Genomic DNA, 20,909 nt, shown 5'->3' with positions numbered 1-20,909 from the left:
GGGCGGGTGTGCACCCGACGGCATTCCCGGGTTCCTTGGGACAGGCCGTAAGAGCCAGTATAGTGTGGGCTGCTTTCCCGGCGCCCCGACCAGCCCGGCCCTCTCCCCGGGCCCGGGCCCGCCATCCGCCCGTTGTCCCGGAACACGCCCATGCAGGATTTCGACCCCAGCGAGTACGACCCGGAGACCGTAGCCGTGCGCGCCGGCTACCGGCGCACCCCGGAGAACGAGCACTCGGAGGCGATCTTTCCGACTTCCAGCTTCGTCTTCGCCAGCGCCGCGGAGGCGGCCGCCCGCTTCGGCGGCGAGGTTCCCGGCAACATCTATTCGCGCTTCACCAATCCCACGGTCAGGGCCTTCGAGGAGCGGCTGGCGGCAATGGAGGGCGGTGCCGCCTGCGTCGCCACCGCTTCCGGGATGGCCGCGATCCTTGCGACGATGATGGGCCTGTTGCGCAGTGGCGATCACGTGGTCTGTTCGCGCTCGGTGTTCGGGACCACCACGGTGCTGCTGAACAACTACATGGCGCGGTTCGGCGTGGAGGTCAGCTACGTGCGGCTGTCAGACCTGTCCGCATGGGCGGAGGCCACCCGGCCGGAGACCTGCCTGTATTTCTGCGAGACGCCATCGAACCCGCTTGGCGAACTCGTCGACATCGAGGCGCTGGCGAAGCTCGCCCACGAACGCGGGCTGCTGCTCGCGGTCGACAACTGCTTCTGCACGCCCGCGCTGCAGCGCCCGCTGGAACTGGGTGCGGACCTGGTGATCCACTCCGCGACCAAGTTCCTGGACGGTCAGGGACGCTGCCTCGGCGGCGCAGTGGTTGGGGATGCCGAGCGGGTGGGCAAGGAGGTCTACGGCTTTCTGCGCAGCGCGGGCCCGACCCTGTCGCCGTTCAACGCCTGGGTCTTCCTGAAGGGTCTGGAGACGCTGCATCTGCGGATGCGCGCGCACAGCGACAACGCGCTCGCGCTTGCGCGCTGGCTTCGGGAGCACCCCGCGGTACATGCGGTGCACTACCCCGGTCTGGAGGAGCATCCGCAGCACGCGCTGGCGGGTATCCAGCAGAGCGGCTACGGGGGTGTGCTGAGCTTCGAGGTGGCGGGTGGTCGCGAGGCGGCCTGGTCGGTGATCGACGGCACCCGGATGCTCTCCATCACCGCGAACCTCGGCGATGCGAAGAGCACGATCACCCATCCGGCCACCACCACGCACGGGCGCCTGAGCCCGGAGCTGCGCGAGGCGCAGGGCATCACCGAGGGACTGGTCCGGGTGGCGGTGGGCCTGGAGTCGGTCGCGGATGTGCAGCGTGACCTGGCGCGGGGGCTGGACCGCCTGAGGTGAGCGTGTCGGGCTCCCTGCTGGACGGTTACCACGCGGCCCTGGCGACCGTGCACGGGGCTGAGGCCGTCGCGCTTGCGCTGGCCGGCGAGGACGCGCCGCAGGGGGCCGTGCACGTGCTGGCGCTCGGCAAGGCGGCCGAGGCGATGCTCGCCGGGGCCGCGAAGGTCTGGGCCGAGCGGATCACCTGCGCGCTCGTGGTGGCCCCCGTGGGTGCGCCTGTCGACGCAACGATTCGGGGTTTCCCGGTGGAGCGCAGGCCCGGCAATCATCCGGTGCCTGGGACGGAGAGCCTGGCAGCGGGGCAGGCGCTGGCCGGTTTTCTTCGCCGGATTCCCGTGGATGATACCCTGCTGGTGCTGCTCTCCGGCGGCGCCTCGGCGCTGGCCGAGCTTCCGCGTTCCGGCGTCGGCCTGCCGCTGTTGCGGGAGCTCAACACCCGGCTGCTCGCGGCCGGGCTGGACATCCGCGTGATGAATGCCCTGCGCGGACGATTTTCGCAGCTGAAGGCCGGGGGAGCGGCCGCCCTGTGTCCCGCCCGCGACATCCGGGTCCTGTTCATCAGCGACGTGCCGGGGGATGCCCCGGCATCAGTCGGGTCGGGACCCTTCTGGGCGCCGGCCCCCGGCGCGGCCGACGTGGTTCCCGATCTCGACTGGCCGGAGCTGCAGCAATGGCTGGAGCGGTTCGAGCCGCCGAGGCCTGCGGAGCGGCGGCCCGTGCACCGGCTGGTTGCCGGCAATGCGGATGCCCGTCGGGCAGTGACACGGGCAGCGGCGGAGGCGGGTCGGCAGGCCTGGGATCACGGGCTGTTCCCGGCGCTTGCCGGAACAGCACTGGCGTCCCGTCTGGTCCGCTTTCTGCGCGCGGCGCCTGCCGGTGTGCACGTCTGGGGCGGCGAGGCCCCGGTCCGCCTGCCGGCGGTGGCGGGGCGCGGTGGGCGGGCGCAGCACCTGGCCGCCCTGATCCTGCTGCTGTGGATGGCCCGCGGCTGGCCACGCGGGATCGAGCTGCTCAGCGCCGCGACCGACGGCGTGGATGGCAACAGCGGGGTCGCCGGCGCGTGGTTCGCTGACCGTTGCCCCGATGCCGGCGCGGACGCCGGCGTCCGCTCGCGCCTGCGGCAGGCCCTGCGGGGGGCGGATACCGCCGCGTTCTGGAGGTCGCTGGGTCAGACGGTACCGGGAACGACGACCGGGACCAATGTGATGGACCTGTTGATCGTCAGGCTTGGGCCGCCTTCCAGCGCTCCGGGGACAGGCCCGGGATCCGTCAGACGGCCCTCCGGTGTACACGCGATGGCCCTGCGGGCCCTGAAGATCCGCGATCCGCAAAGGAAGTGCGAGTGCGTGCAGCGCCTGCTGGCGGCCTGGCGCGCGGGAGGTCTGAGGGTGGATCCAAGCGATCCGCCTCCGGTCCGGATCGAGATTCCCGGGCGCCCCGGTCGGCCGGAGCTGGTGCGGCCGCAGGACCTGCCCCGCCGGGGGCTGCACACCCTGCGGGGCAGACAGGCCCTGCTGCATGCGGTCACCCACATCGAGTTCAACGCGATCAATCTGGCACTGGACGCGGTGTACCGCTTCCGGGGGCTGCCGGCGGAATACGTCAGCGACTGGCTCCAGGTCGCGGCGGAAGAGGCCCGGCATTTCCAGCTGCTGGAGGCGCGGCTGGCACGGCTGGGCAGCGGGTACGGCACCTTCCCCGCGCACAACGGCCTTTGGGAGATGGCGGTGAAGACCGATACCGACGCAATGGAGCGCATGGCGCTGGTCCCGAGGGTGCTGGAGGCGCGCGGCCTGGACGTGACCCCCGGCATGATTCAGCGGCTCGGGGCGGCGGGAGACGCAGACAGCGTCGCGGTGTTGAAGGTGATACAGCGCGAGGAGGTCGGCCACGTCGCGATCGGTACCCGGTGGTTCCGCCATCTCGCGGCGAACCGGGGGCTGGACCCGGAGCCGACCTTCCTGGACCTGCTGGCGCGGCATATGCCGGGGCGCGTGCGACCCCCGTTTGCGCGGGATGCCCGGCTGGCGGCTGGCTTCAGCCCGTCGGAGATGGCGGCCCTGGAGGCTCAGGCCGGGCTGGACGGAAGGCCGGATGCCACGGGGTAGTCCCGGCCGTCCAGCGTCAGCAGGTGGAGCCCATGGCCATCCACCGCCAGATACCCGGGTACCCGGTCCCACGCGGGCAGCACGCAGCGCCTGCAGGGGCGGCCATCTACCTGAAAGTGGTGAATCGCCGGACGGTGGGTGTGGCCGTGTATCAGCAGCGATCGATCGTGCCTGCGCAGCACCTCGGCGACGGCGTCCGGGTGAACGTCCGTGATGTCGCTGGCCTTCATTTGACCGGCGCCGCGACTGATCCCGCGCAGGCGCTCGGCCTCGGCCACGCGCTCGTCCAGGGGCCGGGCAAGGAATGCCTGCTGCCATTCGGGACGGCGCACGGTATCGCGGAAGCGCAGGTAGTCGGTGTCCGCGGTACAGAGGCTGTCCCCGTGCATGAGAAGCGCGTCTCCGATCTCGAACTCGACCGGAAGCACCTCCGGCGCCAGCTTCATGCCGGCCCGCTCGGCATAGCCGTTGCCAAGCAGGAAGTCCCGGTTGCCGTGCTGGAAGGTAACCGGCAGCGACAGCGCCGAGATCGCATCCGCCAGCTGCTCCGCCGCAGCAAAGCCGGCATCGTCTCCGACCCAGTAGTCGAACAGGTCCCCGAGGATGTAAAGCGCCGATGCTCCGCGCACCGGTCCGTCCAGGAACCGGAGGAATTCCGAGAGGGTCGAGTCCGGCTCCTGGTCCAGGTGAAGATCGGAGACGACGAGTACCGGCGGGGCAGTCCCCATTGCCGCCGGGGGGGTCAGTCGACCCGCTTCACGCTGGTCATGATCACCGGCTGCAGGGGCACATCCTGGTGCATCCCCACGCGTCCGGTCTTGACGCCCTCGATTTCGCTGACCACGCTCATCCCCTCGACCACGTTCCCGAATACCGCGTAGCCCCATCCCTGTGGCGTCTTCGAGCTGTGGTCGAGGAAGCCGTTGTCCGAGACATTGATGAAGAACTGCGCGGTTGCCGAGTGCGGGTCCTGCGTGCGCGCCATCGCGACAGTGCCGGTCCGGTTCTTCAGGCCGTTGTCCGCCTCGTTCTGGATCGGTCCATGGGTGGACTTCTGCTGCATGTCGGGATCGAAGCCGCCACCCTGGACCATGAAGCCCGGGATCACCCGGTGGAAGATGGTGTTGTCGTAGAAGCCCTCGTCCACGTAGCCAAGGAAGTTCTCGACGGTCTCCGGGGCGGCCGAAGGGTTCAGCTGCAGCACGATGCGGCCGTGGTTGGTCTCGATTGCGACCCTGGGTTGGTCATCAGCCATGAGAGCTCCTGAAAGAGTGGTTGCGAGGAACAGCAACAGCGTAGGGATTGAACGACGCATTCCGTAGTTCCTGAGGAGATGGAGCGGGGAAGGGTAACTCGGGCCCCGGCGTGTCGCCAGATTCTACCCCGAACGGCCTCGCCTGCCCCAATCCATCCCCTGGTCGGCGCTTCAGGCCTCCCCGCGGACCTCGATCTCACCGTAGCGGCGCGACTGCAGCGTGTTCTCGAGCAGCACCGCCACCGTCATCGGGCCAACGCCGCCGGGTACCGGCGTGATCCAGGCGGCCCGCTCGGCGGCCGCGTCGAATTCCACGTCGCCGCACAGGGTCCCGTCCTCCATCCGGTTGATGCCCACATCGATCACCGTGGCACCCGGCTTGATCCAGTCGCCCCGGACCAGTCCGGGCCTTCCCGCGGCCGCGATCACCAGATCCGCCTCGCGCACGTGTGCCCGCGTGTCGGCGGTAAAGCGGTGGCAGACCGTGGTGGTGGCACCGGCGAGCAGGAGTTCCAGCGTCATGGGTCGGCCGACGATGTTCGACGCGCCGATCACGCAGGCGGTGCGCCCCTTGAAGGGTTCGCCGATCTCGTGCAGCAGCTCCATCACGCCGCGCGGGGTGCAGGGACGCAGGCGCGGCAGCCGTACGGCGAGGCGTCCCATGTTGTACGGGTGAAAGCCGTCGACGTCCTTGGCCGGGTCGATGGCCTCGATCACCGTCTCGGTGTCGACATGGGGCGGCAACGGGAGCTGCACCAGGATGCCGTCGATCGTGCGGTCCCGGTTGAGGCGATCGATCAATGCCAGCAGATCGGTCTGGGTCGTCTGGCCGGGGAGGTTGAAGGAATGCGACTCGATGCCCGCCTCCTCGCACGCCCTGCGCTTGTTGCGTACGTAGATCTCGGAGGCCGGATCGCCACCGACGAGCACCACGGCAAGACCGGGCGGGCGCTGCCCGGCGGCGGTCAGCTGGGCCACTTCCTCGGCGGTGCGGGCGCGGTGCCGGGCCGCAATCGCGCGGCCATCGATGATCCTGGCTGTCATGTGAATCGTCCCCGCCGGTCGCCGAAACCGACATTATGCCGAATGCCACCGGCGACGCGCACCCGGACGCCAGCGGCTGCGGGTCGGTGGATGAATTCCAGCTCTTTAACCGGTCTCGGGACCCACGGACATTTTCGCGTTACCCTTGGACTTTCAGCGATGCCACGCAAGGGGAAACCCGGACCATGCTAGATCGTCGGCGGCTTGTGTTCGGGACTGCCTCGCTTCTCGCCCTGCTTGCACTCCTGCCACTCCAGGCGGACGAGGATACGGTGATGACCGAAGCTGTCCTGCTCGATGACTTCCAGCGCGCAGACGGTCTGTCGGCCATGGGCACGCGCTGGGAGGGCCTCAGCGACCGCGTGATGGGCGGGCGTTCCGACATGGAGGTCGGCTACCGCGAGAGCGATGCCGGTCCCGTGCTCTTCCTGCGTGGCCAGGTCCGGCTCGAGAACCGCGGCGGGTTCATCCAGGCGCGGCTGGCGCTCGACCCTGCGGGCGGCAGCATCGACGCCAGCGCCTGGGAGGGCCTGTGGATCACGGTCCGCGGCACCCCGGGGCCTTACTACCTGCACCTGCGCACCCGCCAGACCTGGCAACCCTGGCAGCACTACCGCGCGCCGATCGAGGTCAGCGCGGCGTGGCACCGGCAGTTCGTCCCCTTCACGGCCTTCGAGGGCCGGGCGACCGGGCGTCGGCTCGATGTGCGCGCGCTCAAGTCCGTGGGCGTGGTGGCCTACGGCGAGGCCTTCGAGCCGGATATCGAGGTGGCGCGGCTGGATCTCGGCAACCGCGAAACGCCGCCCGGCGATTGACGGGTAGGCGCGGACCGCGCTGCGAAAAGGGCGACATCGGAGGCCCTGAACGCCCTGTCCCGGAACAATAATCGGCAGTGCCTCGTCCTGCCTGTGTCGATCGAAGATCGCGCATCGGTGCCGAGGCCGGTTCCCGTGCGTTGCCACCTGCCAACGGAGACCCGTAAATGAGCATGCCGCACCAGTGGATTCCAGCCCTCCTGTTGCTGAGCCTCGTCGCCCTGCCTGCGGCAATGGCGACAGAGGCCGACCGCCCGATCGAGGAGATCCTCGAACCGATCGCGCTGACGGACCGGGTCTATTACTTCTACGGCTCGACCGAGGCCCGCTCGCCACTGAATCAGGGGATGAACAACAACACCGGATTCGTGGTGACCGACAACGGCGTGGTGCTCGTGGACAGCGGGTCCAGTTATCGAGTCGCCAAGATGATCACCGACGCGGTAGCCACCGTCACCGATGCCCCGATCACCCACGTGATCAATCTCGGCAGCCAGGATCATCGGTGGCTCGGCAACGGCTGGTTTCTCGAACAGGGTGCCGAGATCGTGGCGCTCGAGCGTACCACCCGTACCCAGGAGGAGTTCGCCGAGTCGCACATGAACCGCTCGTTGCGGGTGCTCGGCGAAGACGCGATGGCGGGAACCGAGCCAACGGTGGCGCCGGAACCGATAGAAGCCGACTCGCACAGCCTTGAAGTGGGCGGGGTCGAGTTCGAAATGATGTACGTGGCGGATGCGCATTTCCCCGGAGACATCCTGCTGCATCTTCCCGGCGAGAGCATCGTCTTTGCGGGTGATGTGGTCTACGTGGAACGCATCGTCGGCATCCATTCCTGGAGTGATCCGGAGGGAAAGGTCAGGAACTTCCAGCGCATCGAGGCCCTGGACCCCAAGATCGTCGTTCCGGGGCACGGGGCTGCGGTGGATCTCGAAGCGGCCCGTCGCGAAGCCGGGGACTATCTCGAGCGGCTGGTCAGCGAGGTTCGCGCAGGTCTCGAGGACTGGGAGACGCTGGACGAGACGGTCGAGCGCCTCGCCGAATGGCCGGATTTCGAGCATCTGCTGCACTATGACCAGTGGCACCGCAGGAACGTGAACCAGACCTACCTGATCCTCGAAGCGCGGATGTAGGGTTGCGCCCGAATCGAGGGCGCTCCGGCGCATCAGGAGTGCGCCTTGCGCGCGCACCGGACGGTCTGCGGAGTCTGAGTGATACTCAGGACCCGGCATGCGGGCACCCGCAGGGCACGCGGCAGGCGAACGGCTGAGCCGACGGCCGGAAGGGAGCGCAACAGAACCGTGGCAGGAGGGATTCCCCGGGACTGCGGCTGAAGACGGCGCGCAACTTCGGCTGGCGGCGAAGCACGTTGGCTCCCGTTGGCGCCGGGTTATCCCTGAGTGTCTACTCGTCCTCGACCGAGAACGCGAAATCGCCGGACATCATGTGTCCATCCCCGGCGAGGCCGCGCCATTGCACCTGGTAATCCCCGGCCGGAAGTGTCTCCTCGGGTTCCACGAAGTACCCGTTGGTTGGCTCGTTGCCCGGTGGACCGGCGAGGCGCACCGGTCCTCCGGGTCCCGTCACCTCGAACCGGGTGATGCGCATCGCACCATCGAATTCGATGCCGATCTCCTCCGGCGAGGCTTGCACGGTGGCGCCGTCCGCGGGCGTGCTGCTTGACTTGCCCTCGTGGGCAACAAGCGGCATGGCCATGGCCAGCAGCAGCGCGGTCAGGCCGGCACGGGTGAGGCGGTGAGTCTTCTTGGCAGCTTGCATGTCGTTTCCTCTCTGTTGTCGCAGGGCTGAATCCGTCACGAGGGTCAGAGCGCCGGAGGCCCCCGCAGGGACCTCCGACCGCATTCCCAGGGACCGGCTGATCAATCCACCCTGTCATTGCGAGCGAAGCGCGCCAAGCCAAACGGCGCACCCCAAAACCATACCTTGTGGATCGCCACGTTGCTTCGCGCCTCGCGATGACGGCTTGATCAGCGTTCCTAATGGTTGTGACCTCCGTGACCACCATGGCCGTTCCTTTCGCGGCTGGCCATTGGCAGCGCGTCGGCATCCTTGCTGGCCATCCGCCCGCGGCGCACCGGATTGCCGAAGCCCGGGTCACGGCTGACACGGTACGCAACCTCGCCATCAGGATGGCGATACCACCCCGGGTCGCGAAAGTCCCCGGGTTCCAGGTCGTCGCGGACCTTGATCAGGGTGAACATCCCGCCCATGCCGACGTTGCCGAACGGGCCCCGTCCCATCGCCATCGCCAGGGTGTTCTCCGGCCCGGGCATGTGGCCGCTGTCGGTATGGTTCTGATGGTCGGCCATCCCGTGTTCGCCCATTGCCATGTAGTCGGGCAGCAGCGACCGGATCTCCGCCTCGATCCCGGACTGGTCCACTCCCAGCGGGTTGGCGATGCCATGCCCCATCGGGTTCATGGTGTGGTGCGACATGTGACAGTGGAATGCCCAGTCGCCCGGGGGGGCGACGAACTCGATATCTCGGGTCTGCCCAACGCCGACGATCTCCGTGGTTTCCTTGCGCCATTGGTTGCGCGGCCAGCGTCCACCGTCGGACCCGGTCACCTCGAAGGACACGCCGTGCACGTGCATCGGATGGTTCCACATCGACAGGTTGCCGAGACGGATGCGCACCCGTTCACCGGTCCTCGCCACCAGCGAGTCGATGGCCGGAAATACCCTGGAGTTCATCGACCACAGATCGAAGTCCACCATCACCGAGGGATCCGGCGTGCGGGTCCCCGGGTGCAAGCCCCAGTTATGCAGCATGATGGCGTAGTCGCGATCCACCGGCTCGATCTCGCCGCCCTTCGGATGGATGATGAACATGCCCATCATGCCCATCGCCATCTGCACCATCTCGTCGGCATGCGGGTGGTACATCTGGGTGCCGTGCTGGTTGAGATCAAACTCGTAGACGAAGGTCTCCCCCGGCTGGATGGGCGGCTGGGTCACCCCCTTCACTCCGTCCATGCCTGACGGCAGGTGGAGGCCGTGCCAGTGCACCGAGGTGTATTCGGGCAGCCGGTTGGTTACGTAGATACGCACACGGTCACCCTCCACTGCCTCGATGGTCGGTCCTGGCGTGGTGCCGTTGTAGCCCCAGCACCTGGCAACCGACCCGGGGGCGAATTCGTGCTCGATCTCCTCCGCGACCAGGTGGAACTCCTTCACCCCGTCCTTCATCCGGTAGGGCAGTGTCCAGCCGTTGGGCGTATGCACCGGCATGTAGCCCTGCGCAGTGCGCCCGCCGGGCGTATCCTCGCCGTCGTTATGGTGCTCGTGACCCGTTTCGGCCATCACCCGGGTCAACGTCGTGGCCGGTAGCAAGGCGCTGGCGGCAATCAGAAAGTTGCGGCGTTTCATCAGTGATGTCCTCCGTGTTCGGGCTGGTCCGCGCGGTCGCGGTCATTGCGGCCTTCGCCGTGATTCATGTGCTGATGTGCCCCGTGATCCCCGTGCCCATCCGGTTCATGGCCCATCGAACCCGCGTCGTGGTCGAGCATCGAGGTCTCGAAATACCCCGAAGCACCGGGTTCGCCACCCGGAAGCTCGCCGGCGACTGCGTGTGTCAGTTCGGCCCGGGCCTTCCAGTAATCACCCAGGGCCACCACCGCCTTCTGCCAGTCGGCCAGTTCCTCCTGCTTGGCTGCGAGCAGGTCGAATACATCGTCAAACATGAAGTTGACGCGTTGTTGCACGCGTTCCCGCGCGAGCTCGCGTGCCGGCAGCAGTTCGTCCTGCATCATCGTGAACCGCTGGCGGTGGTGGTCCAGGCGCTCGACCAGTTCGTGCACCTGGGCCGTCACCGTCCCCTCCAGGCGCGCACGCCGCGCCTCGCCATCCGCCAGTCGCGCCTCTGCCCGCGTGATGCCGGCCTGGTTCTGGTGAAAGAGCGGCAGGGTGATTTCGAGTTCGCCACCCCACAGGCGGGTTCCGTCGCCCTCGCGTTCGAACTCGATACCCGGCTCGATGTCGCCGAGCCAGCGATAGCGCCGCACCAGGGCCACGCCTTCGGTGAGCCCTTCCAGGGCGTGATCCTGCGCGCGAATATCGAGACGCTGCGCCAGTGCCTGCCGCACCAGGGCCTGGCGATCCTCCAGCCCGGCCAGTGGCAGCGGCAGTTCGGTCGCCACTTCCCAGTCGTCGACCTGACCTGGCAGGCCCATCAGGTGAGCCAGGCGCAGGCGCGTCTGGCGTTCACGCTGGCGGGCCTCTTCCAGATCCAGCCGGGCCTCGGCGGCGTGGATACGCAGCTCCGCGCGTTCGAGATCGTTGATGTTGCCGGCATCATGAAAGCGCTCCCCCAGACGTTCCGCCAAATCCGCGGCCCGGGTCTCCAGCGCCTGCACCTGCACGCGCTGGCGGGCGGCCACCGCCTCGTACCAGGCGCGTTCGGTGTCGCTGGCCAGGGCAACGATACCTTCGGCCAGTTGCAGGCGGGTGGCTTCCCAGTGGGAACGCGCGATGTCCTGGCGGGCGCTCCGCATCAGCAATCCGGAGATCCCCCAGGCCAGGCCCAGGGAGTAATCGTTGCCTCCCCCCCCTTCCGGGCGCATCGCCGAAAGCGACAGCGAGGGGTTCGAGAACTGTGACGCCTCGATCACGTCCGCCGCAGTCAGATCCAGTTTGGCGTAGGCACTCTGCATGCGCGGATTGCGCCAGAGGGCCTGATGGATGGCTCCGTCGAGCGTCAGCTCGCCGGAGGGTCGGGGCATTTCCGACTCGGGCAGGGCGATCCCCTGTACGGAAATGTCGCTCGCCAGTTCGGACCGATCCAGCTCGGGCGCGGTCACCGCGCAACCGCCCAGGAACAGCACCGACAACACAGGGAGCAGCAATCGTGTTGTTTGCATCAAAGATATCTCCTTGATTCCGTATTCGATTCCGCACCGCGCGCGAACGCATGGTGCAGCCACGCTGCCCGCGTCCGGGGATTGCCCGAACGCCTGGGCAGCAACCGGCCGCATGGCCGGCACTACGGGATCAAGAGAGGATCGGGGGGCGGAAGAGCGCGGCTGCGGGCGGGCCGCTGCGCAGGGTTTGCAGGATTCTGGCCTGCAATTCGGGAGTGGGGGTATTCATCCCGCTGACGGCGGGCATGCCCTGGCAGTGACTGCAGGTCGAGCAGGTCGACACGCAGTCCCCGGCCGCGCAATCGGCGTGCACAGCCAAATCGCTTGCCTGCACGGGTTCGGAATAGGATTCATGCGCGTCGGACCCATGCGACGGATCGGCGCGACCGGCATGGTCGTCATGTGCCCGATGTTGATGGGCGGCATCATGCCCGGTCGCATGATCTGCCGATGCGTCCGCCCTGACGCTGGAGTGGGGCCCGTGCATTGCGTGCGTGACAAGACCGTCCCCCATCGCCACCGCCGCCGCCAGCGTCGGCAGGAAGGCAATTGCCAGCACCAGCGACCAGCACAGGACCCGATGGAACACCCGTTTCACGTCGGCCACGTCCTCGTTTCGGGGGAGCGTCTCGCCCCACACAGCGAGCACGAGCGTACCACAAACTTTCGCGCCGGAAGGCCCTGCGCAGCCGACTAGCGCGGCGCCCGCGCAACGGGCAGGCGGGCGGCCTTCCACTCGGGATAGCCGGCTTCCAGCCTCCGCGCGCGAAGGCCGTGACGGCGTAACTCCTCGACCGCCTCAAAGGACAGCACGCAGTAGGGACCGCGACAGTAGGCGACGATCTCGCGGTCGCGGGGCAGATCGGCGAGATACTGCCCGAGCTCGGCGAGCGGGACATTGATTGCACCCTTGATGTGACCGGCGCGAAACTCGTCGCGCGGGCGTACGTCGATCACCGTGACCTCGCCGCGGCGCGCCAGTTTCACCACCTCGCGGGGATCCATCGGGGTCACGGTGTCGCGGCTGGTGAAGGCCTCACGGACGATCCGGTCCACCTCGGCCAGCTGTGCCTCCGCGATGTGCCGGATACCTGCGACGACCTGCGTGATCTCGGTCTCGTCGCTGAGGGAATAGATGACCTGAACGCCGTCCCGGCGCGAATGGACGAGCCCGCCGTCGCGCAGCACCTGCAGATGGTGTGACGCATTCGCCATGGGCACGCCGACGGCGCGGGCCAGCTCGTCCACGCTGTGCTCGCCCTGGGCCAGTGCCTCGATCAGTTCCAGTCGCACCGGGCTCGCGAGCGCCTTCGCCACGCGGGCAAAGTGGGTGAACAGCTGGGTCTTCGAGGACGGCTCGATAGCATTCATGTGCGCATCGCCACAGGCGGGGAAGGCTTGATCTTTATCAGCAAATTCTAAAGAACGTTGGTGTAATGAGCAATGCGGGTGAACCACCGCTGCGTGCGGACCCGACGGTCATCGTGGGACGTGGATTCCCGGGGCGGGTGTCTCGTCCCGCTGGCTGACCGTGGTCAGCCTCGTCGGCGGAGCGCATCACCGCCGATGGGCGCAGGCTCACCCCCACCGGCACCGCCAGCGAGAACGCGGAGCTGTTCCGGGTGCTACGGGGCAGGACCCTGCATCATGCGGGCGATGTCCGGTGGGATCTGGCGCGGAGAAGATGGCCGCTGCCTCTTCGTCCGCGCTGACGCCATGGAAGCATCAGACCTTGGGGCCTCTTCCCGTGACCAGGAAGATGAGTGCGAGCACAATGCCCACGACAAACAGGATCCAGGCGATGTTCGTAGCCGCTCCGGCAATACCGCTGAATCCCAAAACGCCCGCGACGATGGCGACGATCAGGAATATCAATGCCCAGTAAATCATGGCTCTCTGGTCTCCCGGCAGGAATGGTGTCGTTGAGTTCTGTGGGTTCGGTCAGCTTCGCGGCACCCATGACTTGCACCAGCCATCGGTCGCCACAAGCCTGCCGCCAAAGGCCTCGCACGGCCCCCATTCAGACGCGCCAGGGTCACTGAACAGTTCGCAGTTGGCGCAGTTCTGGCCGTCCTCGAAGGCTTCATGGTCAACGTCTGACACGTCGTGCCGATAATGCAGGGCCTTGGCCTGCGGGTCATCTTCGCTGACGCGTTCGTTCGCTGCGGCCGGAGCGAAGATCAGCGGTAACGCGGGTATTGCAACGATACCGGCAACACCCAAGCGCAACAGTCGGCGGCGCGTCGGATCGGCATTGTGCTTTCTCATCGCGACACTCCTCTCCATAGGCTGATTCAGCGTAACGAGTGTGGCTTCGGCGTGAAAGGCGGGTAAATACGCCCTCCATCCTGCGAACTCGAGTGTCCGCATGGTTGACGGGCAGGTCATGCTTTCGCCTGTCGTTGCCAGGAGCATGCCTTCAGTCGCAAGCGTAGGGTGGCGGCTCGGATTCGGAACAGCAGGCATCAGCTCAACCCGCGTGTCGCCGATCAGCGGTTCCCGGCTGCCGCGGTTATGCGGCCTCGATATCGTAGCCCGCACTCTGCCAGCCGGTCATGCCCCCCAGTACATTGAAGACCGGTCCGTGCCCTTGTCTGCTCAGCAGGCTGGCCATGACCGACGAACGATAGCCGCTGCCGCAGATGACGGCCAGTGGCCGGTTCTTCGGAATTTCGTCCAGACGTCGAGGTAGCTCGCCGCCGCTGACGTGGCGGGCGCCCGCGATATGGCCTTCCGACCATTCTGCGGGTTGGCGCACGTCCAGGATCGTCAGGTCCCGATCGTGTTCCGCGGCCTCGCGCAGTTCATGAACGGTCCATTGGGGGAGGATTTCGACCTCGCGCCCGCTGGTGCGCCAGGCCAGCATGCCGCCGGAAAGCCAGGCAGCCGGAAGATCGTAGCCGATGCGCAGCAGTTGCCAGTAGATGTCCTCGAGATCGCCGGGCTGTTCTACGACCAGCAAAAGCCGGGCGTCCTCGGGCAGTACGGTCCCGGCCCACGTACTGAAGGATGTACCGGCGCCAACATTGAGAGCGCCGGGGATATGCGCTGTAAAGGCCTCCGGCGACCGGCAGTCCACGACGATGGTATCGTCCCGACGGCTCAGGTCCGCGAAGTCGTCCGGTCGGATGGCAGGGGGATCGGGCAGTACGCCCAGTGGCTTCGGCCCCTGGATGTTCTGGCTGCGCATCCGGCGCCAGTAGGGGGGAACTGTGGGCAGATCCTTGAGTTCAAGACAGCGCTCGACGAAGCCCTCGCGATCGTCGAGATCCGCAAGCATCTGGTTCATGCGGCGCTCGTACCCAATCGTGGTGGAGAGCATGCTCCCGATATTGCCGCCGCAGAGCGAGCCGGCCACGTGGGTCGGATAGACAGCAACATGGTCGGGCAGCCTCAGGATCTTTTCCTGCAGCGTGTGACAGAACTCGCGGGCACCCGCTCGCGTCTCCTCCTCCCCACCCAGTAGATCGGGTCGCGCGATGTCATCCACCAGGAGCGCGCCGCCGGAGAGAAGCAATGCCGGCTCCCGGCCCCGTGAGCCGTCATAAACGAGCAGCGAGATGTGTTCCGGGGTGTGCCCGGGTGTATGCACCACCTCGAACTCGATCTCACCCATTCGCAGGTGTTCGCCGTCATCCATGTAATGTACGGGGTAGCCGAGCTCAGCCCGTGCACCCGCCAGGAGCTGCACATCGGCCCGTGCCGGCAGCTCACAGATCCCGGAGAGGTAATCGTTGTGCTGATGGGAGTCGGCGGCGTACCGGAGCCGCATTCCGCGCGCCTGAGCCTCCTCCAGATAGTCATCCACATCCCGACGTACGTCGAGAACCAGGGCTTCGCCGGTATCCTCGGATCCGATGAAATAGGACGCGTGTCCAAGGCTTTCAAGATAGAACTGTTTGAAGATCATCGCACGCCCCCAATTATTAATGCGAAGCGTTATCGGGTATTTGCATGATGGCCTCTGATGGATATTCCGCAGGTTAGATCCCGAGAACGCATATGCCAATGCGTATGATTGCGGTATCGGGAACCAAATTTATAATAAGAAATCCATTATATTTTAATCAGACAAGATTACCGCTCATGGCCCGGATGGCGCCGGTCCTGTCGGCGAACGGCGGGTGAAGACACAAATGGAGGGTTTTCCCCCATATCAGGACCTCCCCGGTATTGCTAGGTTATGACTTGTAATCAGTGGACCCGAAGCTCTCGTGAGTGATTTTTATAGCGGGACGAAACCGGCCTGAAACATCGACCGATAGGGAAAACCCCTAAAGGGAGAGTGACATGAAGAGAGCACAAAGAACCCTGTATCCCGGGGATCCCTCGGAGGTCGAGCCCAGAAGGACGCTCGATACGCCACCCATCCGGACGGTCTCGGGTGCGGGCGATCTCAAGCAATGGCTCGCGGGAGGGTGGCACGATCTCGTCAGAGCGCCTGCGGTACTGCTGCATGGCCTTCTTGCTGCGGCCGTCGGGGCACTCATTCTGTTCCTGAGCTGGGAAGAACCGGCAATCAGCGTGATCGTCATCTTCGGCTTTCTGCTGCTGGGCCCGCTGCTTGCGGTGGGCGTGAATGAAATGGCCCGGCGGCTGGAACAGGGCGGGTCGACGCGGTTCAGTACCGGGCTCGGTGCGATAGGAGAGTTGGGTGCCGCAGTCTGGTTCTATGCTGCAAGCCTGATCATCCTGTTTGCCTTGTGGGCGGGTATGGTGTGGCAATGGATCGGTGTCCTGACATACGGCGATCTCGCTCCGCCGGCATCCGTGGGTGAGGTGCTGAGCGCGATGCTGGCCAGCCCCCAGGGCATTGTGTCCCTTCTGGGTTTCGTCGCGGCTACCGTGGTGTTCGCGCTGGCGGTCTTTGCCATCAGCGTGGTGACGCTGCCGGCGATGCTCGACCGTCAACGAGGCATGATGGACGCAGTGGCCACCAGCCTTAAGGTGTTGAAGGCCAATCCGGGTGTCTTGTTTTTATGGGGCCTGTTGATCACTGCACTGTTTGCCGTTTCGGTGCTAACCGGCTTCATCGCGCTGATCGTGATCTTCCCCTGGCTTGGCCTCTCGATGTGGCATGCCTATCGGGCCCTGGTGGGTTGGAGCGAGCGTTCGTCGACTTCCGAACGGCATCCTGCGCACGGCTGATGAAGCACGGGTGCGCGCAAGCGCTGCGGGGACGACAGTAGGGACATCCGGGAGTGGGCGATGCCGCGCCTTGGGCCGACCCTTCCTGGCGCGAGATGGCCCATCGGCGGCAGAAGCGAAGGTCGTCGGCCGGGCCCCATGCCAATGCCTGGAAGGATTCAGACAGCGCTTGATCACGATCCCGCGATCCCACGATCCACGGGCAGCTGTGCGGCCAGTGATCGATCGCGTATCCGGTTACGAAATCGAAGCCTTGTGATTCCAGGTCAATGACTTGCCTTGGTCCGACCCCGGTTGACGCCATCGCGAGCAGGGGCCATGCCAGAGCCTTGCACCGTAGCCGCCCCTGCCTATAATGGTCGCATATAAGCAAACATCGATACACGAGGAGGCATCCGATGCCGACCTATGACTACCGCTGCGACACCAATGGGCGTGTCCTGGAGGTCAGCCACCGCATGAGCGAGACCCTTGCCACCTGGGGCGAGGTGTGCGCTCGTGCCGGGATCGATCCTGGCGACACGCCCGAGGTGGCCCCGGTGCACCGGCTGGCCACCGGTGGCAACATCATCTCCAGCACCAGTCGGGGGAGCGGCGTGGCCCCGGCCCCCGCTTGCAGCAGCGGGACCTGCTGCCCCACCGGGTTCTGCGATCTGGAGTGACTGCCGCACCTTGCGCTGGAGCCGCACAGGCAACCGCCACAGGGCGTCACGGACGGCGCGCGTTCGACAACGATGCCAGCGCTGCCATAAGCAGCGTCCTTCCTCGGTCTCAGCGGGGCCGTTGCCACCATGCCTGAAGGCGGTCTGCCTGGGCTTGCTTTCGCGCCCGATTGCGCCACCAGCCGCACGGTCTGTTCCTGTATGCGGTAAGGCCTGAGCGACGGTTGACCATGGGTTGATCCAGAAACCGGGGGCAGGGCAGGCCCAGCCGGCATCTCTCTAGTCTTCCAACTCCAGCTCTTCCCAGTCGATCCAGCCTCCTGCGACGGAACTGGTGCCCTGTACCTCGACGATGTCGCCGGGCGAGAGGCTCTCTACCAGGACCCCGCAGTCAAGTGTTTCGTCGCCGGCGCCTTCGCACTCCTCCAGGCCTGCGCTACTGATCATCACGCCAAGCACGCTGAACGAGTCGGGAGAGTCAGTCACGTCCGTAACCGGTCCCTGGAGTACGCGATCCTCGACGTCGTCGTCTCCGGACCCTGCGAGCCCCTCGAGCTCGACCAGGGTGGCAACGGGTTCCGTGTCGCCGAGCGGGTCGGCAACAGATCCCACGATCTTCACATAATCCCCCTCGCGCAGGTCGGCCAGTGTCCGTACGGACGTGTCGGTGTCATTCTTGAACCGGGTGATCAGCACGTCTGTTGTGACCACTACCGTGCCGTCCGGGCCGAAGTCGAGGGTCAAGCGTTCATTGTCGGCATCTGCGCTCAGCAGAATCGATTCCATTTCGACCTGATCGTCGCGCTTGAACTCGATCTCCTCTGCCACCAGTACTCCGCTGACGAAGACACCTTCCACCTCGATGCGCACATCATCGGCGAGGTCGGCGAAGCTGCCGTTCTCGTACTCGATGGCGTCGGTGGCCGAGACGGAGATCCCGGATACCGTGAACCTTGCCGTCGAGCCGTTCCTCGACAGCGCACTGATGAGGCCCTCGATGTCGGCCTCGTCGTCGTCGCGATCGATGAATTCGTCGGTGCGCACCTGGATCGTGGAGGCGGTAAGCACGCCGTTGTCATAGCTGCCCCGGACGGTCACGAAGGCGCCGGTTGTCAGTGCGACGGGCGTGGGATCGATCGCGATGCCCGCGGGCAGGTCCACGCTGGTCCCGCTGACCGTGATCCGCGTCGGAAGGTCGCCGACCGGGGACGTGATGACGCCCTGGAGCTCGGTCTGGTCTGCGCAGGGTGGAGCGATCCGTTCGATGCGTGTCGCCAACAGATTCCCGGCGGTGTCACGCAGTCCACTGATCTCGACACAGGCCCCAACGTCGAGGTCCTGCGGGAAGTTCTCACCGGTCGGAGCGGGCGAGGTGAATTCTTCAAAGAGGGTGGTTGCGTCGACGGCGACGGTCTGCCCCACCACCTCCACAGTTCCGGCTGCGGGCTCTGGAGCCCCGGTCACCTCTCCTTGAAGCGCGCGTTGATACACGACGCGCACAGCGTTGCGAGTGAGGTCGTCCTGGTTGCCATCCCAGTCGATACGCACGACATCCCCCACCCTGAATGCATCCTGCGTCGATGCATTGCCATTGCGCAGGAACTGGGTCGAGTTGTCGGTCTCGTGGATCCTGGCATTCACGATGACGCTGCCGAAGCCGGTTACCGTGCCGGAGGTGATGCCGGTCCCGCCGATCCCGCCGCTGGCGATGTCGCCAACGCCACCGGCACCACAGCCAGCGACCAGCGCGATGAGAAGCCCCAGTAATGCGGCGCGGAGCGGGTGATGGCAGTGGCGCGTTTTCATGACTTGGATTCCTCGTCTCGCACCGGTGCTTCGAAATAGAAGATTCCGAGTCCGGCACGGTTGCGGCCTGTTCCGTTGACTGTGGGATTGCTGTCGCGGTCCTGCTCGGCGAGCCAGGCGTTCAGACGCTCGAGCAGCGCCTGCGCCTGTTCACTGGAGAGCTCGCGAAGGGGAGCGAGTGCTTCATCGGGCAGGTTGTCGTAGGCCACCGTGCGCTGGAAGCGCGGGCTGCCTCGATTGGGGTCCAGGTTGTGGTCCATGGTGGCGAGCAGGGCAGCAGCGTCCTGGCCGACGATGGTGAGCTTGTTGACCTCGCTGCTGTGCGGGACGTAGGCGCGGGTGACCAGGCGAATCGGGCCGTCATCCTTGCGCTCAACGGCCCCGACACGCACCAGTTCGTCCAGGATGGCACGTGCCGGTACATCGCCGCTGTGGCGGCGGACCAGCTCGCTGAAGCTGATGGGGCTGTCTTCGAACGGCAGCTCGGCGGGTTCGTCTCCGCTTCTGAAGTCGGGGTCGCGCAGCCAACCCCCGATCACGCGGGCCGCCCGGTTGTACTGTTCCGTCTCCTCACTGTCATCGGGGCGAGGGAGCTGTTGTACGCGGGTGACCTCCTTGCGGGTCAGGCCGGTGATCACGGCCACACGCGACACGGACTGCTTGCGGCCGGGCATCGCGAACTCCTCGGTCGCGACATCCACGAAGATCCACTTGGCGAGCTCCGCGAAGGTGGCGTAGGAGATGCCGTGACGCAGCAGGATGCGCACGAAGGGGCGCAGCACGCGCAGCGTGGCGGTGGCAAGCGCCTTGTGGGGGGTGTCAGGCATCTTTGGGACGGTATTCCCAAGGTTGGGTGCGGTCAAGCGCGGAGCGGGGGGGTCAGCCACTGCGCCGGTCGGGTGGAGTGTGCGGCGCCCCGGGGTGGGGCGCCGCACGGCACGGCTCAGTCGTCATCGTCCGGGCCGTCGTCCAGTTCGAGCTTGTCGGCGATGCCATTGGCCGGCGCCTCGTCCTCGATCTCGATCTCCATCCCCGGGCGGATGGTGTTCCAGAACGTCTCGGCATTGCTGTCGCCATCGTCAACTTCGTATTCGGTCTCGGATCCGACGTTCCAGGTAATCCCCAGCACGGTAACGGATACGCCTCGCACGAAGTCCTCAACGGGAGCCTCGACCTCGATGTCCGAGCTCTCGTCCTCGCGCGAGATAGTGGTGGCGATCAGGTCTTCACCGGTCAGGTAGGCCTCGATTTCCACGAACTCGCCGCTCAAGGCCAGTTCGTCCAGGCTGAAACTGCCGTCGTCGTTGAGATCCCCGTCGCTGTCGTCCTTGAACAGGGTCGCGTTGTTGGTGATCACATCGAGCGTCCCGTCCGGGAACTGCAGTGTGACGGTCCCCAGCTCCGCACTAACGCCCGACACCGGGGCCTCGATCTCGATGTCGTCGTCTTCGTAGCCTTCGATCTCCTCAGCGATCAGGGCACCATCCTGCATGTAGCCTTCGACCTCGACCAGCGTGCCTGCCCGCAGATTGTCCCTGAGGCGCGAAGGCTCATATTCGGTGGCCGAGGTCAGGACCACGTGGATGCCCTTGACCGACCAGCCGCTTTCTCCGTCCTCAGTCAGCGGGCCCTTCAGTTCCACGTCGTCGTCATCGTCGTCCAGCAGATCGTCCGCGCCGTCGATCTCTTCGGCGACCAGGGCCGAGCCGTTCCAGCGGCCCTCCACCTCGACGTACAGGCCGTCGCTGGGCCCGGTATCCAGGTCGTAGGACGTGTTGCCATCGGTGATGACGGGGACGAGGGTGCCGGAGGGCAGGCGGAGGTCGAAGTCGCCGGTACCGGCGTCAT

At 66.2% G+C, this 20,909-nt stretch carries 20 protein-coding genes and 1 pseudogene; 7 read left to right on the top strand and 14 right to left on the bottom strand.

Annotated features, from left to right (window positions below; translation table 11 throughout):
- Positions 1 to 150 precede the first annotated feature (150 nt).
- From ACESMN_RS10030 to ACESMN_RS10020, 3 genes and pseudogenes are all read left to right on the top strand, one after another.
- The gene (locus ACESMN_RS10030) at positions 151 to 1,344 is read left to right on the top strand and encodes an O-succinylhomoserine sulfhydrylase (protein ID WP_373053458.1); all 1,194 of its coding nucleotides are present in this window, start codon (positions 151 to 153) and stop codon (positions 1,342 to 1,344) included.
- Positions 1,341 to 2,543, top strand: a pseudogene (locus tag ACESMN_RS10025) (DUF4147 domain-containing protein); the annotation flags it as partial. The gene ACESMN_RS10030 and the pseudogene ACESMN_RS10025, both read left to right, overlap by 4 nt.
- A gap of 96 nt (positions 2,544 to 2,639) precedes the next feature.
- Positions 2,640 to 3,452 carry a ferritin-like domain-containing protein gene (locus tag ACESMN_RS10020; RefSeq protein ID WP_373053460.1) on the top strand — a complete coding sequence of 271 codons (813 nt, stop codon included), beginning with the start codon at positions 2,640 to 2,642 and terminating at the stop codon, positions 3,450 to 3,452.
- Here ACESMN_RS10020 and ACESMN_RS10015 read toward each other — a convergent pair.
- The 3 genes from ACESMN_RS10015 to folD form a co-directional block, all read right to left on the bottom strand.
- A complete protein-coding gene (locus tag ACESMN_RS10015; protein ID WP_373053457.1) occupies positions 3,413 to 4,180 on the bottom strand; it encodes a UDP-2,3-diacylglucosamine diphosphatase in 768 nt (255 codons plus the stop codon). The two genes, ACESMN_RS10020 and ACESMN_RS10015, sit on opposite strands and share 40 nt — an antisense overlap.
- A 14-nt stretch (positions 4,181 to 4,194) precedes the next feature.
- On the bottom strand, positions 4,195 to 4,707 hold the full coding sequence (locus ACESMN_RS10010) for a peptidylprolyl isomerase (protein WP_373053456.1): 513 nt from the start codon (positions 4,705 to 4,707) through the stop codon (positions 4,195 to 4,197).
- A 171-nt stretch (positions 4,708 to 4,878) separates the two neighbouring features.
- Positions 4,879 to 5,751, bottom strand: coding sequence for a bifunctional methylenetetrahydrofolate dehydrogenase/methenyltetrahydrofolate cyclohydrolase FolD (gene folD / locus ACESMN_RS10005; RefSeq protein WP_373053455.1), 873 nt, complete (start codon positions 5,749 to 5,751; stop codon positions 4,879 to 4,881).
- A gap of 275 nt (positions 5,752 to 6,026) precedes the next feature.
- Between folD and ACESMN_RS10000 the strand changes: the two genes are divergently transcribed.
- Both ACESMN_RS10000 and ACESMN_RS09995 read left to right on the top strand, forming a co-directional pair.
- Entirely contained in the window at positions 6,027 to 6,566 is a 540-nt protein-coding gene (locus ACESMN_RS10000) for a CIA30 family protein (RefSeq protein WP_373053454.1), read from the top strand.
- A gap of 167 nt (positions 6,567 to 6,733) precedes the next feature.
- Positions 6,734 to 7,699, top strand: coding sequence for an MBL fold metallo-hydrolase (locus ACESMN_RS09995; protein WP_373053453.1), 966 nt, complete (start codon positions 6,734 to 6,736; stop codon positions 7,697 to 7,699).
- A 271-nt stretch (positions 7,700 to 7,970) separates the two neighbouring features.
- Here the strand turns inward: ACESMN_RS09995 and ACESMN_RS09990 are convergent, their stop codons facing one another.
- The 8 genes from ACESMN_RS09990 to ACESMN_RS09955 form a co-directional block, all read right to left on the bottom strand.
- Positions 7,971 to 8,345, bottom strand: coding sequence for a copper resistance protein CopC (locus ACESMN_RS09990; RefSeq protein WP_373053452.1), 375 nt, complete (start codon positions 8,343 to 8,345; stop codon positions 7,971 to 7,973).
- A gap of 218 nt (positions 8,346 to 8,563) precedes the next feature.
- A complete protein-coding gene (locus ACESMN_RS09985) occupies positions 8,564 to 9,955 on the bottom strand; it encodes a multicopper oxidase family protein (RefSeq protein ID WP_373053451.1) in 1,392 nt (463 codons plus the stop codon).
- The gene (locus ACESMN_RS09980; RefSeq protein WP_373053459.1) at positions 9,955 to 11,430 is read right to left on the bottom strand and encodes a TolC family protein; all 1,476 of its coding nucleotides are present in this window, start codon (positions 11,428 to 11,430) and stop codon (positions 9,955 to 9,957) included. The genes ACESMN_RS09985 and ACESMN_RS09980 overlap by 1 nt, the downstream gene beginning before the upstream one ends.
- A 145-nt stretch (positions 11,431 to 11,575) precedes the next feature.
- Positions 11,576 to 12,052, bottom strand: coding sequence for a hypothetical protein (locus ACESMN_RS09975; protein ID WP_373053450.1), 477 nt, complete (start codon positions 12,050 to 12,052; stop codon positions 11,576 to 11,578).
- Positions 12,053 to 12,138: 86 nt separating this feature from the next.
- On the bottom strand, positions 12,139 to 12,816 hold the full coding sequence (locus ACESMN_RS09970; protein ID WP_373053449.1) for an ArsR/SmtB family transcription factor: 678 nt from the start codon (positions 12,814 to 12,816) through the stop codon (positions 12,139 to 12,141).
- A gap of 354 nt (positions 12,817 to 13,170) precedes the next feature.
- The gene (locus tag ACESMN_RS09965; protein ID WP_373053448.1) at positions 13,171 to 13,335 is read right to left on the bottom strand and encodes a DUF1328 domain-containing protein; all 165 of its coding nucleotides are present in this window, start codon (positions 13,333 to 13,335) and stop codon (positions 13,171 to 13,173) included.
- A 51-nt stretch (positions 13,336 to 13,386) separates the two neighbouring features.
- On the bottom strand, positions 13,387 to 13,713 hold the full coding sequence (locus ACESMN_RS09960) for a high-potential iron-sulfur protein (protein ID WP_373053447.1): 327 nt from the start codon (positions 13,711 to 13,713) through the stop codon (positions 13,387 to 13,389).
- Between the two features lie 244 nt (positions 13,714 to 13,957).
- Complete coding sequence (locus ACESMN_RS09955; RefSeq protein ID WP_373053446.1) at positions 13,958 to 15,355, bottom strand: MBL fold metallo-hydrolase; 1,398 nt, start codon at positions 15,353 to 15,355, stop codon at positions 13,958 to 13,960.
- A 614-nt stretch (positions 15,356 to 15,969) separates the two neighbouring features.
- Between ACESMN_RS09955 and ACESMN_RS09950 the strand changes: the two genes are divergently transcribed.
- Positions 15,970 to 16,593, top strand: a complete 624-nt coding sequence (locus tag ACESMN_RS09950) for a DUF2189 domain-containing protein (protein WP_373053445.1) — start codon at positions 15,970 to 15,972, stop codon at positions 16,591 to 16,593.
- A 398-nt stretch (positions 16,594 to 16,991) separates the two neighbouring features.
- Positions 16,992 to 17,255 (top strand): hypothetical protein, encoded by a 264-nt coding sequence (locus ACESMN_RS09945; protein ID WP_373053444.1) that lies wholly within the window; start codon positions 16,992 to 16,994, stop codon positions 17,253 to 17,255.
- Positions 17,256 to 17,534: 279 nt separating this feature from the next.
- On the opposite strand, the gene ACESMN_RS09940 is transcribed toward ACESMN_RS09945, so the two are convergent.
- The 3 genes from ACESMN_RS09940 to ACESMN_RS09930 form a co-directional block, all read right to left on the bottom strand.
- Complete coding sequence (locus ACESMN_RS09940; protein WP_373053443.1) at positions 17,535 to 19,061, bottom strand: DUF5666 domain-containing protein; 1,527 nt, start codon at positions 19,059 to 19,061, stop codon at positions 17,535 to 17,537.
- Complete coding sequence (locus ACESMN_RS09935) at positions 19,058 to 19,888, bottom strand: DUF6502 family protein (protein ID WP_373053442.1); 831 nt, start codon at positions 19,886 to 19,888, stop codon at positions 19,058 to 19,060. Before ACESMN_RS09935 ends, ACESMN_RS09940 begins: the two co-directional genes overlap by 4 nt.
- 116 nt (positions 19,889 to 20,004) lie before the next feature.
- The coding region (locus tag ACESMN_RS09930) for a DUF5666 domain-containing protein (RefSeq protein ID WP_373053441.1) at positions 20,005 to 20,909 on the bottom strand (905 nt) is incomplete at its 5' end.

It is taken from the genome of Thioalkalivibrio sp., assembly GCF_041690275.1.
Taxonomy (GTDB): Bacteria; Pseudomonadota; Gammaproteobacteria; order Ectothiorhodospirales; family Ectothiorhodospiraceae; genus Thioalkalivibrio.
This window is presented reverse-complemented; position numbering and strand designations above follow the sequence as displayed.

What these genes read in the sequence shown, in the direction of transcription:
- ACESMN_RS10030 (WP_373053458.1), top strand. Translation starts at nt 151, where the DNA reads ATGCAGGATTTCGACCCCAGCGAGTACGACCCGGAGACCGTAGCCGTG.
- ACESMN_RS10020 (WP_373053460.1), top strand. Translation starts at nt 2,640, where the DNA reads ATGGCCCTGCGGGCCCTGAAGATCCGCGATCCGCAAAGGAAGTGCGAG.
- ACESMN_RS10015 (WP_373053457.1), bottom strand. Translation starts at nt 4,180, where the DNA reads ATGGGGACTGCCCCGCCGGTACTCGTCGTCTCCGATCTTCACCTGGAC.
- ACESMN_RS10010 (WP_373053456.1), bottom strand. Translation starts at nt 4,707, where the DNA reads ATGGCTGATGACCAACCCAGGGTCGCAATCGAGACCAACCACGGCCGC.
- folD (WP_373053455.1), bottom strand. Translation starts at nt 5,751, where the DNA reads ATGACAGCCAGGATCATCGATGGCCGCGCGATTGCGGCCCGGCACCGC.
- ACESMN_RS10000 (WP_373053454.1), top strand. Translation starts at nt 6,027, where the DNA reads ATGACCGAAGCTGTCCTGCTCGATGACTTCCAGCGCGCAGACGGTCTG.
- ACESMN_RS09995 (WP_373053453.1), top strand. Translation starts at nt 6,734, where the DNA reads ATGAGCATGCCGCACCAGTGGATTCCAGCCCTCCTGTTGCTGAGCCTC.
- ACESMN_RS09990 (WP_373053452.1), bottom strand. Translation starts at nt 8,345, where the DNA reads ATGCAAGCTGCCAAGAAGACTCACCGCCTCACCCGTGCCGGCCTGACC.
- ACESMN_RS09985 (WP_373053451.1), bottom strand. Translation starts at nt 9,955, where the DNA reads ATGAAACGCCGCAACTTTCTGATTGCCGCCAGCGCCTTGCTACCGGCC.
- ACESMN_RS09970 (WP_373053449.1), bottom strand. Translation starts at nt 12,816, where the DNA reads ATGAATGCTATCGAGCCGTCCTCGAAGACCCAGCTGTTCACCCACTTT.
- ACESMN_RS09965 (WP_373053448.1), bottom strand. Translation starts at nt 13,335, where the DNA reads ATGATTTACTGGGCATTGATATTCCTGATCGTCGCCATCGTCGCGGGC.
- ACESMN_RS09960 (WP_373053447.1), bottom strand. Translation starts at nt 13,713, where the DNA reads ATGAGAAAGCACAATGCCGATCCGACGCGCCGCCGACTGTTGCGCTTG.
- ACESMN_RS09955 (WP_373053446.1), bottom strand. Translation starts at nt 15,355, where the DNA reads ATGATCTTCAAACAGTTCTATCTTGAAAGCCTTGGACACGCGTCCTAT.
- ACESMN_RS09945 (WP_373053444.1), top strand. Translation starts at nt 16,992, where the DNA reads ATGCCGACCTATGACTACCGCTGCGACACCAATGGGCGTGTCCTGGAG.
- ACESMN_RS09940 (WP_373053443.1), bottom strand. Translation starts at nt 19,061, where the DNA reads ATGAAAACGCGCCACTGCCATCACCCGCTCCGCGCCGCATTACTGGGG.
- ACESMN_RS09935 (WP_373053442.1), bottom strand. Translation starts at nt 19,888, where the DNA reads ATGCCTGACACCCCCCACAAGGCGCTTGCCACCGCCACGCTGCGCGTG.